12 protein-coding genes and 1 pseudogene are annotated in these 13,124 nt (G+C 71.3%); 10 read left to right on the top strand and 3 right to left on the bottom strand.

The genetic code is table 11. The features are described from left to right. Positions 1 to 118: 118 nt before the first annotated feature. The 4 genes from FB558_RS42640 to FB558_RS42625 are packed head-to-tail and all read left to right on the top strand — an operon-like array spanning position 119 to position 3,942. The gene (locus FB558_RS42640; RefSeq protein WP_170231836.1) at positions 119 to 1,075 is read left to right on the top strand and encodes an IclR family transcriptional regulator; all 957 of its coding nucleotides are present in this window, start codon (positions 119 to 121) and stop codon (positions 1,073 to 1,075) included. A gap of 13 nt (positions 1,076 to 1,088) precedes the next feature. Then, positions 1,089 to 2,261 (top strand): thiolase domain-containing protein, encoded by a 1,173-nt coding sequence (locus FB558_RS42635; protein WP_142065451.1) that lies wholly within the window; start codon positions 1,089 to 1,091, stop codon positions 2,259 to 2,261. After that, positions 2,258 to 3,151: a PCC domain-containing protein gene (locus FB558_RS42630; RefSeq protein WP_142065449.1), complete on the top strand. Its 894-nt coding sequence runs from the start codon at positions 2,258 to 2,260 to the stop codon at positions 3,149 to 3,151. The genes FB558_RS42635 and FB558_RS42630 overlap by 4 nt, the downstream gene beginning before the upstream one ends. Then, entirely contained in the window at positions 3,148 to 3,942 is a 795-nt protein-coding gene (locus FB558_RS42625; protein ID WP_246107160.1) for an SDR family NAD(P)-dependent oxidoreductase, read from the top strand. Before FB558_RS42630 ends, FB558_RS42625 begins: the two co-directional genes overlap by 4 nt. A gap of 28 nt (positions 3,943 to 3,970) precedes the next feature. Here the strand turns inward: FB558_RS42625 and FB558_RS42620 are convergent, their stop codons facing one another. Both FB558_RS42620 and FB558_RS42615 read right to left on the bottom strand, forming a co-directional pair. Then, positions 3,971 to 4,789 carry an SAM-dependent methyltransferase gene (locus tag FB558_RS42620; protein ID WP_142065447.1) on the bottom strand — a complete coding sequence of 273 codons (819 nt, stop codon included), beginning with the start codon at positions 4,787 to 4,789 and terminating at the stop codon, positions 3,971 to 3,973. Positions 4,790 to 4,875: 86 nt separating this feature from the next. Next, positions 4,876 to 5,742, bottom strand: coding sequence for a helix-turn-helix domain-containing protein (locus tag FB558_RS42615; protein ID WP_142065445.1), 867 nt, complete (start codon positions 5,740 to 5,742; stop codon positions 4,876 to 4,878). A 101-nt stretch (positions 5,743 to 5,843) separates the two neighbouring features. Here FB558_RS42615 and melA point away from each other — a divergent pair, with 101 nt between their 5' ends. From melA to FB558_RS42595, 4 genes are read left to right on the top strand one after another with little or no spacing between them, the layout of a single operon-like run. Beyond that, entirely contained in the window at positions 5,844 to 7,205 is a 1,362-nt protein-coding gene (gene melA, locus FB558_RS42610) for an alpha-galactosidase (protein WP_142065443.1), read from the top strand. A gap of 7 nt (positions 7,206 to 7,212) precedes the next feature. Continuing rightward, positions 7,213 to 8,130, top strand: a complete 918-nt coding sequence (locus FB558_RS42605; RefSeq protein ID WP_142065441.1) for a carbohydrate ABC transporter permease — start codon at positions 7,213 to 7,215, stop codon at positions 8,128 to 8,130. An 11-nt stretch (positions 8,131 to 8,141) separates the two neighbouring features. Next, positions 8,142 to 9,092 (top strand): carbohydrate ABC transporter permease, encoded by a 951-nt coding sequence (locus FB558_RS42600; protein WP_142065439.1) that lies wholly within the window; start codon positions 8,142 to 8,144, stop codon positions 9,090 to 9,092. A 10-nt stretch (positions 9,093 to 9,102) separates the two neighbouring features. After that, positions 9,103 to 10,482, top strand: coding sequence for an ABC transporter substrate-binding protein (locus FB558_RS42595; RefSeq protein WP_142065437.1), 1,380 nt, complete (start codon positions 9,103 to 9,105; stop codon positions 10,480 to 10,482). Between the two features lie 9 nt (positions 10,483 to 10,491). On the opposite strand, the gene FB558_RS42590 is transcribed toward FB558_RS42595, so the two are convergent. Further along, positions 10,492 to 11,535, bottom strand: coding sequence for a LacI family DNA-binding transcriptional regulator (locus tag FB558_RS42590; protein ID WP_211367262.1), 1,044 nt, complete (start codon positions 11,533 to 11,535; stop codon positions 10,492 to 10,494). Positions 11,536 to 11,766: 231 nt separating this feature from the next. Here FB558_RS42590 and FB558_RS42585 point away from each other — a divergent pair, with 231 nt between their 5' ends. Both FB558_RS42585 and FB558_RS42580 read left to right on the top strand, forming a co-directional pair. Continuing rightward, the gene (locus tag FB558_RS42585; protein ID WP_142065434.1) at positions 11,767 to 12,867 is read left to right on the top strand and encodes a mandelate racemase/muconate lactonizing enzyme family protein; all 1,101 of its coding nucleotides are present in this window, start codon (positions 11,767 to 11,769) and stop codon (positions 12,865 to 12,867) included. Between the two features lie 72 nt (positions 12,868 to 12,939). Beyond that, positions 12,940 to 13,124 (top strand): annotated as a pseudogene (locus FB558_RS42580) (MFS transporter); the annotation flags it as partial.

Raw genomic sequence — 13,124 nt, 5'->3', positions numbered from 1 at the left:
CGCACATCATGAGGAGCGGGGGCGGGCGGTGTCAACCTTCCGGGGGGTGCAGCATGACGAAGCCGTTCCGTATGATGGAATGCTTGCCCTCCCCGTGGGAGGCCCTGATACTCGCTGTATGAGCAGGCAGTCAGGCCGCGACGACGACCTCGCCCAGGTCCGTCACCGCGGACTGCACCTCAAGCGTTCTGCGCAGTGGAACATCGCGCACATGCTCGACGATCAACAGTTCACACCGGGCGCGCAGAGCCTCCACCGAGGGCTGATGCTGCTCGACGTGGTCGCCGTGATGGCCCGCGACGAGCCCGGCGGCGTGACGCTGGCCGACCTCGCCCGCACCACGAGCCTGCCGAAGTCGTCGCTGCACCGACTGCTGCTCGCGCTCTGCGAGGCCGGGTACGTCGAGCGCGTCGAGGCGACGGGCACGTACCGGCTCGGCGTGCTGGCGCAGGTGCTCGGCGAGCTCGCCACGAGCAGCCACGACGCGTTGCGCGACGCCGCGACCGACAGCCTGATCCGGCTCGCCGAGCTCTCCGAGGACACGACCTTCCTCACCGTGCGCCACGGCAGCTACGGCTTGTGCGTGCGGCGGGAGGAGGGCTCGGGTCCCATCCGCAACAACGCGATGGGCCCCGGCGACCGCCACCCGCTCGGCGTCGGCGCCGGCAGCCTCGCGATGCTGGCCGAACTACCCGACGACGAGGTCGAGGACGCCCTCGAGCGCAACGCGCACATCATCGCCCGGCACTACCCGCTGATCGACTCCCGGACCCTGCGCGACCTCGTGGCGCAGACGCGCCGCGACGGCTACGCCACCAACGCCGGTCTCGCCGCGCCCGGGTCCTGGGCGATCGGGGTCGCGATCTGCGCCCCCGACGGCTCCCCCACGGCGGCGCTGAGCATCGCGAGCATCGAGCAACGACTCTCCGGTGCACGCAGGACGGAGCTCGTCGACGCGCTCCACGCCGAGGTCGAGCTCATCAAGAGCCTCTGGCCGGCTCCACCGAGTCGCCGGGCCACGGATGGCCGATCCCGGCCGACCGCACCGCAGAAGGGCCACCTGCCCCACGTCTGAGGAGGACATCCCCATGCCCCCCACCCCCCACCTGACCGGTTGGGCGCATACGCGCTTCGGCCGTGCGGAGACGCCCGATGTCGAGGCGCTGCTCGCGACGGTCTCGGGCGAGGCACTCGACCACGCCGAGGTCGATCCCGCCGACGTGGACGCGATCATGGTCGGCGTCTTCAACGCAGGCCTCTCCCCGCAGGGCTTCGAGGCGGGCCTCGTCGGGGTCGGTCTGCCCGCTCTCGCCGGCACTCCGGCCACCCGGCTGGAGAACGCCTGCGCCACCGGGTCGGCCGCGCTCTTCGCGGGGCTCGACCTGATCGCGTCCGGCCGTGCCCGCACCGTGCTGGTCCTCGGGGCGGAGAAGATGACCGCCGCCGAGATGGACGTGGTCAACAACGCGCTCCTCGCGGCCTCCTACCGCGTGGAGGAGGCGGCGGCCGGCAGCTTCGCGGCGATCTTCGGCGGCCTCGCCGAGGAGTACTTCAGGCGGTACGGCGACCACCGCGCCACGCTTGCGCAGATCGCCGCGAAGAACCATGCCAACGGCGCCGCGAACCCCTACGCGCACCTGCAGAAGGACCTCGGCTTCGACTTCTGCAACACCGCCTCCGAGAAGAACCCGCTCGTGGCCGGCCCGCTGCGCCGCACCGACTGCTCGATGGTGTCCGACGGCGCCGCCGCTGTCGTTCTGCAGGCCGACGACGCAACGGTGTCCGCGCCACGCGCGGTGGCCTGGCGGGGGCGCGCCCAGGCGGGCGACCACCTGCCGCTGAGCCGCCGCGGTGACGTGCTGGAGTTCGCCGGCGCACGGGCGGCCTTCGAGCGCGCGATGGCCGAGGCCGGCACGGTGCTCGCCGACCTGTCGCTGCTGGAGACCCACGACTGCTTCACGATCGCCGAGCTGCTGGAGTACGAGGCGTTCGGGCTGGCCGAGCCCGGCAAGGGCGCGACGGTGCTGGAGTCCGGCATGGTCGCGCAGGGCGGTGAGCTGCCGGTGAACGTGTCCGGCGGGCTCAAGGCGAAGGGCCACCCGATCGGCGCCACCGGGGTCTCGCAGCACGTGATGGCCGCGATGCAGCTCACCGGTGATGCCGGCGCGATGCAGCTGCCCGACCCGCAGCTGGCCGGGGTCTTCAACATGGGCGGTGCCGCCGTCGCCAACTACTTCTCCGTCCTCGAACGCGTCCGGTGACCGCGACGACCGAGCCGGTGCGGCTGCGCCACCCCGGCCCCGCACCCGCGACCCGGATCGTCTCCGTGCCCACCCGTGCCCGCGTCGCGCGCTGCGAGGTGCAGCCCGGTGAGCGGCTGATGTCGGGGTTGTGGCGGCTGCTCGAGGAGGCAGGTGGACGCGCCGGCAGCGCCGAGCTGAGCGGGGGCGGGTTCCGCGACCTGCCCTACGTCTTCCCCGCCGTGTCGCACGACCCGGGCCGGGCTGTCACCTTCACCGAACCGCAGGTGGCCCGGGGCGCGTCGGCCCTGCTGCTCGGGTCGGCCACGATCGGGCACCGCGACGGCGAGCGGTTCACCCACAGCCACGCCAGCTGGCTCGACGGCACCGGGACGCTGCGCGGCGGCCACCTGCTCGAGGGCGCGACCGCGGGCGACGTGCCGATCAGCGTGGTGCTGCACGCGTACGACGACGTGGAGCTGCGGAACGGCGAGGATCCGGAGACGCTGATGCCGGTGTTCTGCCCCGAGCCGTCGCGCGGTGCGCTACCGGGTGCCCGACCCGCAGACGTGGTCGTGTCGCGGGTACGACCGGGGGTCGACCTGGTCGAGGCGGTCCGCCACGTGTGCGCGGAGGCCGGCTGGGACCGTGCGATCGTGCACAGCAGCCTGGGCAGCACCGTCGGTGCCCGCCTCCGGCGCGACGGCGGGACCGTCGAGGTGCCGGGCCCGGCCGTGGAGTTCACCAAGCTCGTGGGGGTCGCCGCCGGCGTCCTCTCCGGCTTGCCCGATGTCCATCTGACCGGAACCTGCGTCGATGTCGCAGGCCTCGTGCACTCCGGCACGATCGTGCCGGGTCGCAACCCGGTCGCGGTGACCTTCGAGCTGGTCGTGCAGCGGGGCACGGCGTGATCGGGAACCTGAGCGGCCGCGTCGCGATCGTCTTCGGGGCCGGCAGCGGCACCGACGGCATGAGCAACGGGCAGGCCGCCACGATGACCTATGCGCGTGCCGGTGCCCGGGTGGTCGCCGTGGACCTGTCCCAGGACGCCGTGCGGCGCACGGTCGAGTCCGTCGCCGAGGAGGGCGGCGACGCCCTCGCGGTGACGGCCGACGCCACCGACAGCCGGTCGGTCGCGGCGGCGGTCCAGGCTGCGCTGTCGTCGTACGGCAGGATCGACGTGCTCCACAACAACGTCGGCGTGACCACGCTCGGCGGCCCCGTCGACCTGGACTACGAGGACTGGAAACGGGCGTTCGCGATCAACGTGGACACCGTCTTCCTGACCGCGAAGCACGTGCTGCCGACGATGCTGGAGCAGCGCCGCGGGGCGATCGTGAACGTGTCGTCGGTGGCCGCCCTGCGCGACGTGGGCTACCCCTACCCGGCGTACATGGCGAGCAAGGCGGCGGTGAACCAGGTGACGGTGTCGCTTGCGTTGACCCACGCCGCCGACGGGATCCGCGCCAACGCCGTCGCGCCGGGCTTCATGGACACCCCGTTGGTGCGGCGGCAGCTCGCCGGCCAGGCCGAGAGCATCGACGAGCTGCTCGCCACCAGGCACCGCGCCAGCCCGACCGGACGGATGGGCACCTGCTGGGACGTCGCCAACGCCGCGCTCTTCCTCGCGAGCGACGAGGCGACCTATGTCAACGGCGTGTGCCTTCCCGTCGACGGCGGTCTGGCGATGAGGTGCGGGTGAGGACCGGCCGGCCGTACGCTGCCGACCCTCAGGGCTTGCGCGCCACCCCGCCCCAGGGCGAATCCGGCCCGGCGTCGGCCTGCCCGATGACCGGGACGTCGGCGGTGCCGCCGAGCTCGGGCCGCCACAGCGGCACCGGCCCGAAGCCGGGCTCGACGAACTCGAGGCCATCGAAGTAGCTGCGCAGCTCGTCGGGCGCCCGCAGGTGGTAGGGCACTGCGCCGCTCTCGTTGTACTCGTCGTGCGCGGCCGTGGCCTGCTCGGTGGGCACACCGTCGGACACCGCGAGGTAGCTCCCGGACGGCGTCGCCGACAGCAGGGCCCGGACCAGGCTCCGGGCGCGGGCGGTGTCGGCGACGTGTCCGAGGACGCCGAAGAACAGCACGGCCACCGGGCGGGACAGGTCGAGGACCTCGGACGCCCCCCGCAGCACGGACTCCGGGTCGCCCATGTCGGCGTCCAGGTACCGGGTCCGCCCCTCGGACGTGCTCGTCAGCAGGGCGCGGGCGTGGGCCAGCACGAGCGGATCGTTGTCCACGTAGACCACGTGCGCGTCCGGCGCCACCGACTGGGCCACCTCGTGGGTGTTGTTCGCGGTCGGCAGCCCGGTCCCGACGTCGAGGAACTGGCGGATGCCCGCCTCGCCCGCGAGGTGGCGCACCACGCGCACCAGGAAGGCGCGCGTCTCCCGGGCGGAGGTCAGGATGCCCGGCATGACCTTCACGAACTCGTCGCCGGCCGCGCGGTCGACCGCGTAGTTGTCCTTGCCCCCGAGCCAGTAGTTCCAGATGCGGGCCGAGTGCGGAACCGTCGTGTCGATGCCCGTCCCGCGGGCGTCGTCGCTCATGACCGGGAGAATGGCACAGGCTCCCACCGGTGCAAGGTCCATCGCACCGGCCTGCCCGCCGCGGCGGGCAGGAGCGCGCTTCCCGATCAGCGCGCGGGCGGCGCCACGGTGCGGTGCGTCCGGCGGTACGCGCCCGGCGGCACGCCGCAGGCCTGGGCGAACGCGGCGTAGAAGCCGCTGTGCGAGCCGAACCCCGACGACTCGGCGATCTCGCTCGTGGTGGCCGTGCCGGTGAGCAGCAGCCGCTGCGCCTCGGCGATGCGCCGGTCGGTCAGGTACGTGTGGATCGTGGTGCCGAGCACCTCGCGGAACACCGTCATGGCGTAGTTGGGGTGCAGGTGCGCGGCGGCGGCGACATCGGCGGCCTGGATCGGCTCGCGGTAGTGCTCCGTGATGAAGCGGGCCATCGCCACCACGTGCCGCACCGCGTCGGTGACCTCCGGCCGCCTGCTGCCGCCTGCCTCGGCCGCATCGGCCTGCGGGAGGGCGCTGCGCAGCAGCCTGCGGACGCCCGCCTGGATCTCCAGCAGGGCGATGGCGTTGACGTCCGGAGCGTCGCTGCCGAGATCCTGCGACCAGCGGGCGAACGCGGCGGAATCCGGGTACTCGGGCTGGCGGGTGATGAGCGGGGTGCCCCGCAGCAGCTCGCCGACGGCCTGCTCGGGCAGGCCCCACGCGAGCACCCGCGCCAGCGGAACGTGCAGCCAGCGCACGTGGGCGTCCCAGTTCTGGGGGGTGTCGATCAGGCGATGCGGCACCGAGGCCCAGAACAGGGCCGCCTGCCCCGGTTCGACCGTGACCAGCGTGCCGCCGAACAGGTAGGTCAGCGGCTCGCGCTCGACCAGGTTGACCTCGACGTCGTCGTGGCGGTGGGCGCTGGACATCGCGAAACCGCGACCCTGCCAGCACTTGAGCTCGGGCGGGTTGTGGTCCACGCCGGATGCGCGCGACATCTGAGACTCCTGGAAGTTCGCCCTAGGTTCGCGAAGGAATCCTAGCCTCCTCAGCTCTTACGGTGATGTTCCCGACCCGAACCAAGGAGCATCACCACGCCATGGCAAAGATCACCATCGTCGGAGCCGGGGGCTACGTCTTCCCGTTCCGGCTGATCGGCGACCTCCTGAGCTACCCGGCGCTGCGCGACAGCGTCCTCACGCTGATGGACGTCGACGCGAGCCGGCTCGAGCGCACCGCGTCCGCTGCTCGCGCCCTCGTCGCCCACCACGGGTTCCCCACGACCGTGGAGAGCACCACCGACCGGCGGACCGCCCTCACCGGCGCCGACTACGTGATCATCACGTTCCAGGTCGGAGGTGTCGACGCGTTCCGCGACGACGTCGAGATCCCCCGCCGCTACGGGGTGGACCAGACCGTCGGCGACACGCTCGGTCCCGGCGGGGTGTTCCGGTTCCTCCGGTCGGTGGTGGCCTACAACGAGATCGCCGCCGACCTCGCCGAGGTCGCGCCCCGCGCCCAGGTGATCAACTACGCCAACCCGATGGCGATGGCCACCTGGTACCTCAACGCGATCGGCGCCCGGACCGTCGGCCTGTGCCACAGCGTGCAGGGCACCTCCCGGATGCTCGCCCAGCAACTGGACGTGCCCTACGAGGAGGTGCACTACAAGGCCGGCGGCATCAACCACCAGTCGTGGTTCACCGAGTTCCGCCGCGGCGCGCAAGACCTCTACCCCCGGCTGCGGGAGGTCATGGTCGCCACGCACCTGCACGCCGCCGGCGCCGGGGAGCTGGCCACCGACGACGGTGACCACAGCGGCGCCGACCGCGGGGCCAACGTCTACGAGGGCGGCAACGAGCGGGTCCGCACCGCGATCATGGACGCGTTCGGCTACTTCCACACCGAGTCCAGCCACCACGCCTCGGAGTACGTGCCCTACTTCCGCAAGTCCCCGCAGCTCGTGCAGGAGTTCATCCCGCAGCGCTGGGACTACTACGACATCTGCCAGGCCCACGACGAGGACGGCAAGATCGCCGAGCTCCTCGACGAGCTGAAGACCGAGCTCGCGCCGTCGGTCGAGTACGGCGCCGCCATCGTCCACAGCATGGAGACCGGCCACCAGAGCGTCATCTACGGCAACGTCCCGAACACCGGCATCATCACCAACCTGCCGGAGGGGTCGTGCGTCGAGGTGGCGTGCCTCGTGGACTCGGGCGGCGTGCAGCCCACGGTGTTCGGCGACCTGCCGCCCCAGTGCGCCGCGGTCACCCGCACCGGCATCAACGTGCAGGAGCTGGCGGTGACCGCCGCGCTGACGGGGAACCGCGAGCACGTCTACCACGCCGTGATGGCCGACCCCCTCACCGCGGCGCTGCTCACGCTCGACCAGATCCGCGCGATGGTCGACGAGCTGTTCGTGGCGCACAAGTCGTACCTGCCCCCCGAGCTGCAGGGCTGAGCGCGCCATGGGACCGAACACCGCCGTCCGGTCCGGGCCCGGTCGTCGCGCCGCCCTGCGGCGCGACGACACGGGCTTGGCACTGCTCTTCATCCTGCCAGCGCTCGTCGGCCTGCTCGTCTTCTACTTCTGGCCGTTGGCGCGCGGCATCTGGCTGAGCTTCACGTCCTGGGACGTGCTGACGCCCGTCGAGTTCATCGGCCTGGACAACTACACGCGGATGTTCTCCGACCCGGTGTTCTGGAACGCCGTGCAGGTCACCGTCACCTACGTCGTGCTGAACATCGGGATCCAGACGGTCGTCGCCCTCGTGATCGCCGTCCTGATGCAGCAGCTGACCCAGTCGACGTTGGTGCGGTCGCTCATCCTCGCCCCGTACCTGGTCGCGAACGTCGTCGCGGCGCTGGTCTTCGTGTGGATCCTCGACTTCCAGCTCGGTATCGGCAACCAGATCCTCGAATGGATCGGGCTCGACCGGATCGGCTTCTTCACCACGGAAGCCTGGGTGATCCCCACGATCGCGCTCGTGAACGTGTGGCGGCACATGGGCTACACGGCGTTGCTGCTCTTCGCGGGCCTGCAGGCCATCCCCCGCAACCTCTACGAGGCCGCGCGCGTGGACGGCGCGTCGGAACCGCGGCAGTTCTTCAGCATCACGCTGCCGCTGCTGCGCCCCATTCTCGGCCTGGTGCTCATCATCTCCGTGATCGGCTCCTTCCAGATCTTCGACACGATCTCGGTGACGACCGACGGCGGGCCGGTCAACGCCAGCCGGGTGCTTCAGGTCTACATCTACGAGAGCGCGTTCGCGAAGTTCGACTTCGGCTACGCGGCGGCGCTGAGTGTCGCGATGCTCGCCATCCTGATGGTCGTCACCTTCTTCCAGTACCGGGTCACGCGCGCCGGTCAGACCGATCTGAACTGAGGGGGCCGGACATGACGCAACTGCTCGACGCCCAGACGGGCGCACCGCGACCCGCCATCGACCCGCGCGAGCCCCGGCGGCGCCGCCCGCGGCCGGGGATCGGGAGGATCCTCGCCTGGGCGGTGCTGGTCCTCCTCCTGCTGGTCACGATCCTGCCGTTCTACTGGATGCTGCGCACCGCGTTCTCCAGCAACAACGCGCTGTACGCGAACGCCACCTCGCTGCTGCCCGCCGACTTCACCTGGGGCGGGTTCGAGCGGGTGTTCGGGCTGCAGACCACCGAGGAGGCGATCGCGCAGGGCGGTTCCGGCGCGGACCTGAGCTTCTGGCGCTACCTCGTGAACTCCGTGATCGTGGCGAGCGGTATCACCGTGTGCCAGGTGTTCTTCTCCGCCTTGGCGGCGTACGCCTTCTCCCGGTTGCGCTGGCGGGGCCGCGATCTCGTATTCGCGGTCTTCCTGCTCTCGCTGATGGTGCCGGTCATCTTCACCCTACTGCCGAACTTCCTGCTGATCCGCGAGCTGGGGCTGGTCGACACCCTGCTCGGCATCATGCTGCCGAGCCTGTTCATGGCCCCGTTCGCCATCTTCTTCCTGCGGCAGTTCTTCCTGAACGTGCCCCTGGAGATCGAAGAGGCCGCCCTGGTCGACGGGGCGAGCAAGGTGCGCGTGTTCTTCAGCCTGATCGTGCCGATGTCGGCGGCCCCGATCGCGACGATCTCGATCCTGACCTACATCAGCGCGTGGAACGAGTACTTCTGGCCGCTGATGGTCTCCTACACCGACAGCTCACGGGTGCTGACCGTGGCGCTCGGCGCGTTCAGCGCCCAGAGCCCGCAGGGCGGCCCGGACTGGTCCGGGCTGATGGCGGCGACCCTGGTCACGGCGTTGCCGATGATCGTGCTGTTCGCCTGCTTCGCCAAGCGGATCGTCAACTCCATCGGTTTCAGCGGGATCAAGTGAGGGCCGCGCGATGACACTTCCGACCAGCATCGACCGTCGCAGCCGCCGCTGGCACCGGCTCGTGGGCGCGGCCCTCGGGGTGGGTCTCCTCGGGGTGACCGCGTGCGGTGCCGCCCCCACGGGCTCCCGGGTCACTCTCGACTACTGGCTGTGGGAGTCGCTGCAGCTGCCCGGCTACGAGAAGTGCGCCGACGCGTTCGAGGCACAGCATCCGGACATCGAGGTCCGGATCACCCAGTACGGGTGGGGTGACTACTGGAAGAAGCTCACAGCAGCGCTCGTCGCCGGCGCCGGGCCCGACGTGTTCGCCGATCACCTGACCAAGTACCCGGGATTCGTCACCCGGGGCGTCCTGCTCCCGCTCGACGAGCTGCAGGCGACGAGCGACTTCGACCCGTCGCAGTTCCAGGAGGGCCTGGCCGACCTGTGGGTCGGCCCGGACGGCAAGCAGTACGGCATGCCGAAGGACTTCGACACCATCGCCCTGTTCTACGACGCGAAGATGCTGGAGGAAGCCGGCATGACGCCCGCCGACCTGGACGGGCTCACCTGGAACCCCGAGGACGGCGGCACGTTCGAGGACGTGATCGCGCACCTGTCGGTGGACGCCAACGGGGTGCGCGGCGACGAGCCGGGGTTCGACCCGGACAACGTCGTCACCTACGGCCTCGCCTCCAGCGGGTCCGGCGGCGACGGGCACGGGCAGACGCAGTGGTCGTGGCTGGCCGGAGCCATGGGGTGGACCTACACCGACACGTTGGTGTGGGCCGAGGAGTACAACTACGACGACCCCCGCGTGCAGGCCGCCCTCGGCTGGCTGTTCGGCCTGGTCGAGAAGGGGTTCCTGGCCTCGTACGAAGAGATCGGCGAGGACCCGGACCCGGTCAAGCAGCTCGGGTCGGGCACCGCGGCGATCTCACCGAACGGCTCGTGGACGATCAGCAACTACGCCCGGCTCGACGGGATCGAGCTGGGAGTGGCCGGCGTGCCCAGCGGCCCGGTCGGCCACCCGGTGTCGATGTACAACGGGCTGGGCGACTCGATCAGCGCGCAGACCGAGCACCCGGAAGAGGCGGCCCAGTTCGTCGCCTACCTCGGCTCCGACGAATGCCAGGTCACCGTGGGGCGGGAAGGGGTCATCTTCCCGGCCCGTCCCGCCGGTACGGCGGCCGCGACCGAGGCCTTCCGGGCCAAGGGCGTCGACGTGTCACCGTTCATCGAGCTCGTCGAGAACCGGCACACCGTGCTGTTCCCGGTGACAGACCACCCCGCCGACGTCCTCTCGATCCTCGAGCCTGCGCTGGACTCCATCTACATCGGAAGCAGCGACGCCTCCTCCCTGACCCAGGTGAACCAGGAGATCAACGCGCTCTTCGACCGACCTGAGTGAGACGCCGCCTCAACGACCCGACAGCGTGCGCGTCGACTCCCGCTCGACCACCACCGGCGCTATGGCGACCGCGACGTCCGCGGGTTCTGCCCCGCCGAGCTGGTCCAGCACCGCGTCCACGGCCGCGACGCCGAGCTCGAGGAGCGGCATCGCGACCGTGGTCAGCGGCGGGTCGAGGTAGCCGGCGAGCGGGAGGTCGTCGTAGGAGACGACCGACACGTCGTCGGGGATCCGGAGCCCGTGGGTGCGGATCGCGTGGAGCGCTCCGACGGCCTGGCTCAGCGTGCTGCAGTACATCCCCGTGATCGGCGGCGCGTGGGCCAGCAGTGCCGCGGCCGCCTGCGCACCGCCTTCCTCGCTGAAGGGCGCACGGGCGATCAGGTCGGGCACCAGGCCGAGGGCGCGCATCTGCTCGACGAACCCGTGTTCGCGCGCCTGGGCGGGCTGCAGCTCGGCGGGCCCGGAGACCAGCCCGATCCGGCGGTGGCCGCGGTCGTACAGGTGGCGCACGGCGACGCCGCTCGACGCGGCCGCCTCCATGCCCACGTTGCGGCCGGAGCCGGGCACCTCGCGGTTGACGAACACGTGCGGGATCCGGCTCAGCCGGTCGGAGGACAGCAGCTGATGGGACGGGCGGGCCGAGGCGATGAGCAGCCCGTCGACCCGCCCGGCCTCCACCAGGTCGGCGAAGGACTCGTCGGCCTCGTCGTTCGCGGTGTCCTCGGCGAGCAGGAGGACGTATCCGTGCTCGCGCGCCCGCCGGTAGGCGCCCCGGATGATGCGCGTGTAGGCCGGGTTGCTCAGATCCGGCACGAGCAGGGCGAGCGCCCGCGCCTCGGCTCCGGCCAGCGCACGGGCCCCGGCGTGGGGCCGGTAACCCAGTTCGAGCGCCGCGGCACGGATGCGCTGCCGGGTCTCCGGGCGGACGTTCAGGGTCGGGTCGTCGTTCAGCACCCGCGACACCACTGACTTCGTCACGCCGCAACGCTCGGCGACGTCGATGAGCCGGATGCGCTCCGCGCGCGGGCCCGGCATCACTGCTCGGCCGGCCATCCTCCCCCTCCCAGACCTGCGGACTACCGCCGGAAAACCGGTGTCTTCGTGGAGATTCTTCCACCCGAGGGGTTGACGGCGGACGGCGACGCCGTGCAGTGTGGCACGCCAGATCCGAAAAACCGGTTTTCTGAGCAGGCCAGCGGAGACGCCGTGCGCCAGGACCACGGCGGTGCCGGCCGCCACCTGGCGCACCCCCGCCGCCCGTCCTTCGACCGATCGGGAGCACCTGTGTCCACTGTGGAATCCGTTCGCACCGACTTCTACCAGGTACCGCTGCCCGTGGTCCTGACCGACTCCACCCACGGCGTCATCCCGCACTTCGAGCTGGTGACCGTCCGGGTCACCGACTCCGACGGGGCCACCGGCCTCGGTTACACCTACGCGGTCAACTCCGGCGCCGAGGCGTTCGCGGTGCTGGTCGACCGCTACCTCACGCCGGTGCTCACCGGCGAGGACGTCGACCGCACCGAGCACCTGTGGCAGCGGATGTGGTGGGCCCTGCACTACGCGGGCCGCGGCGGCCACGCCACGTCCGCGATCTCCGCGGTCGACATCGCGCTGTGGGACCTGCGGGCCCGCCGGGCCGGGCAGCCGCTGTGGCGCTTGTTCGGCGGCTACGACCCGCGGGTGCCGGTGTACGCGGGCGGGATCGACCTGGACTTCCCGATCGAGCAGCTGCTCGAGCAGGCCGACCGCTTCCGGAAGGAGGGGTTCCGGGCGATCAAGATGAAGGTCGGCCGGGCGAGCTGGCGCGAGGACGTCGAGCGGGTCGCCCGGATGCGCGAGCACCTCGGCGACGACTTCCCGCTGATGGCCGACGCCAACATGAAGTGGAGCGCCGACCAGGCGATCCGGACCGCGCGGGCCCTCGCCGAGTTCGACCTCGTCTGGCTCGAGGAGCCGACCATCCCCGACGACGTCGCGGGCCACGTGCGGGTGCTGCGCGAGGGCGGGCTGCCCGTGGCGACCGGGGAGAACCTGCACACCCTGTACGAGTTCCAGAACATGATCACTGCGGGTGCTGTGACCTTCCCCGAACCGGATGTCTGCAACGTCGGCGGGATGACGGTGTTCCGCAAGGTCGCCGCGCTGGCCGAGGCCCACAACCTGCCGGTCACCTCGCACGGCGCCCACGACCTCACCGTGCACCTGATGGCCGCCGCCCCCAACCGCACCTACATGGAGGCCCACGGCTTCGGCCTGGAGCGCTACCTCGCCGAACCGATGCAGATCGTGGACGGCGCCGCCATCGCCCCCGAACGGCCCGGCCACGGCCTCACCTTCGACTTCGACGCGCTCGAGCCGCACCGGGTCGGAGGCACGACATGACCACGTCACCGCGCCGCCCGCTCGCCGCACGATCAGGGGCTTCCGCTGGGCCGTGCTGGGCACCAACGCCTGATGTTCGGCCTGGGCGAGGGCCCGCAGGGCGCGACCACGGCCCGCACGATGCGCAACTGGTTCCCGCAGCGGGAGTACGCGACCGCCGTCGGCTTCTCGTTCGCGTTCAACCCGCTCGGCGCGGCGATCGGCATCCCGGTGGTCACCTGGCTCCTGCTGGTGTTCGACAACGAGTGGCGCCGGCC

Origin of the sequence: Pseudonocardia kunmingensis, assembly GCF_006716445.1 — a bacterium.
Classification (GTDB): Bacteria; Actinomycetota; Actinomycetes; order Mycobacteriales; family Pseudonocardiaceae; genus Pseudonocardia; species Pseudonocardia kunmingensis.
The sequence above is the reverse complement of the archived record's forward strand: the minus strand, read 5'-3'. Positions and strand labels throughout refer to the sequence as shown.

Bases quoted from the DNA above. Each gene is read 5' to 3' on its own strand.
- FB558_RS42640 (WP_170231836.1), top strand. From the start codon at position 119: ATGAGCAGGCAGTCAGGCCGCGACGACGACCTCGCCCAGGTCCGTCAC.
- FB558_RS42635 (WP_142065451.1), top strand. From the start codon at position 1,089: ATGCCCCCCACCCCCCACCTGACCGGTTGGGCGCATACGCGCTTCGGC.
- FB558_RS42620 (WP_142065447.1), bottom strand. From the start codon at position 4,789: ATGAGCGACGACGCCCGCGGGACGGGCATCGACACGACGGTTCCGCAC.
- FB558_RS42615 (WP_142065445.1), bottom strand. From the start codon at position 5,742: ATGTCGCGCGCATCCGGCGTGGACCACAACCCGCCCGAGCTCAAGTGC.
- melA (WP_142065443.1), top strand. From the start codon at position 5,844: ATGGCAAAGATCACCATCGTCGGAGCCGGGGGCTACGTCTTCCCGTTC.
- FB558_RS42605 (WP_142065441.1), top strand. From the start codon at position 7,213: ATGGGACCGAACACCGCCGTCCGGTCCGGGCCCGGTCGTCGCGCCGCC.
- FB558_RS42600 (WP_142065439.1), top strand. From the start codon at position 8,142: ATGACGCAACTGCTCGACGCCCAGACGGGCGCACCGCGACCCGCCATC.
- FB558_RS42595 (WP_142065437.1), top strand. From the start codon at position 9,103: ATGACACTTCCGACCAGCATCGACCGTCGCAGCCGCCGCTGGCACCGG.
- FB558_RS42590 (WP_211367262.1), bottom strand. From the start codon at position 11,535: ATGGCCGGCCGAGCAGTGATGCCGGGCCCGCGCGCGGAGCGCATCCGG.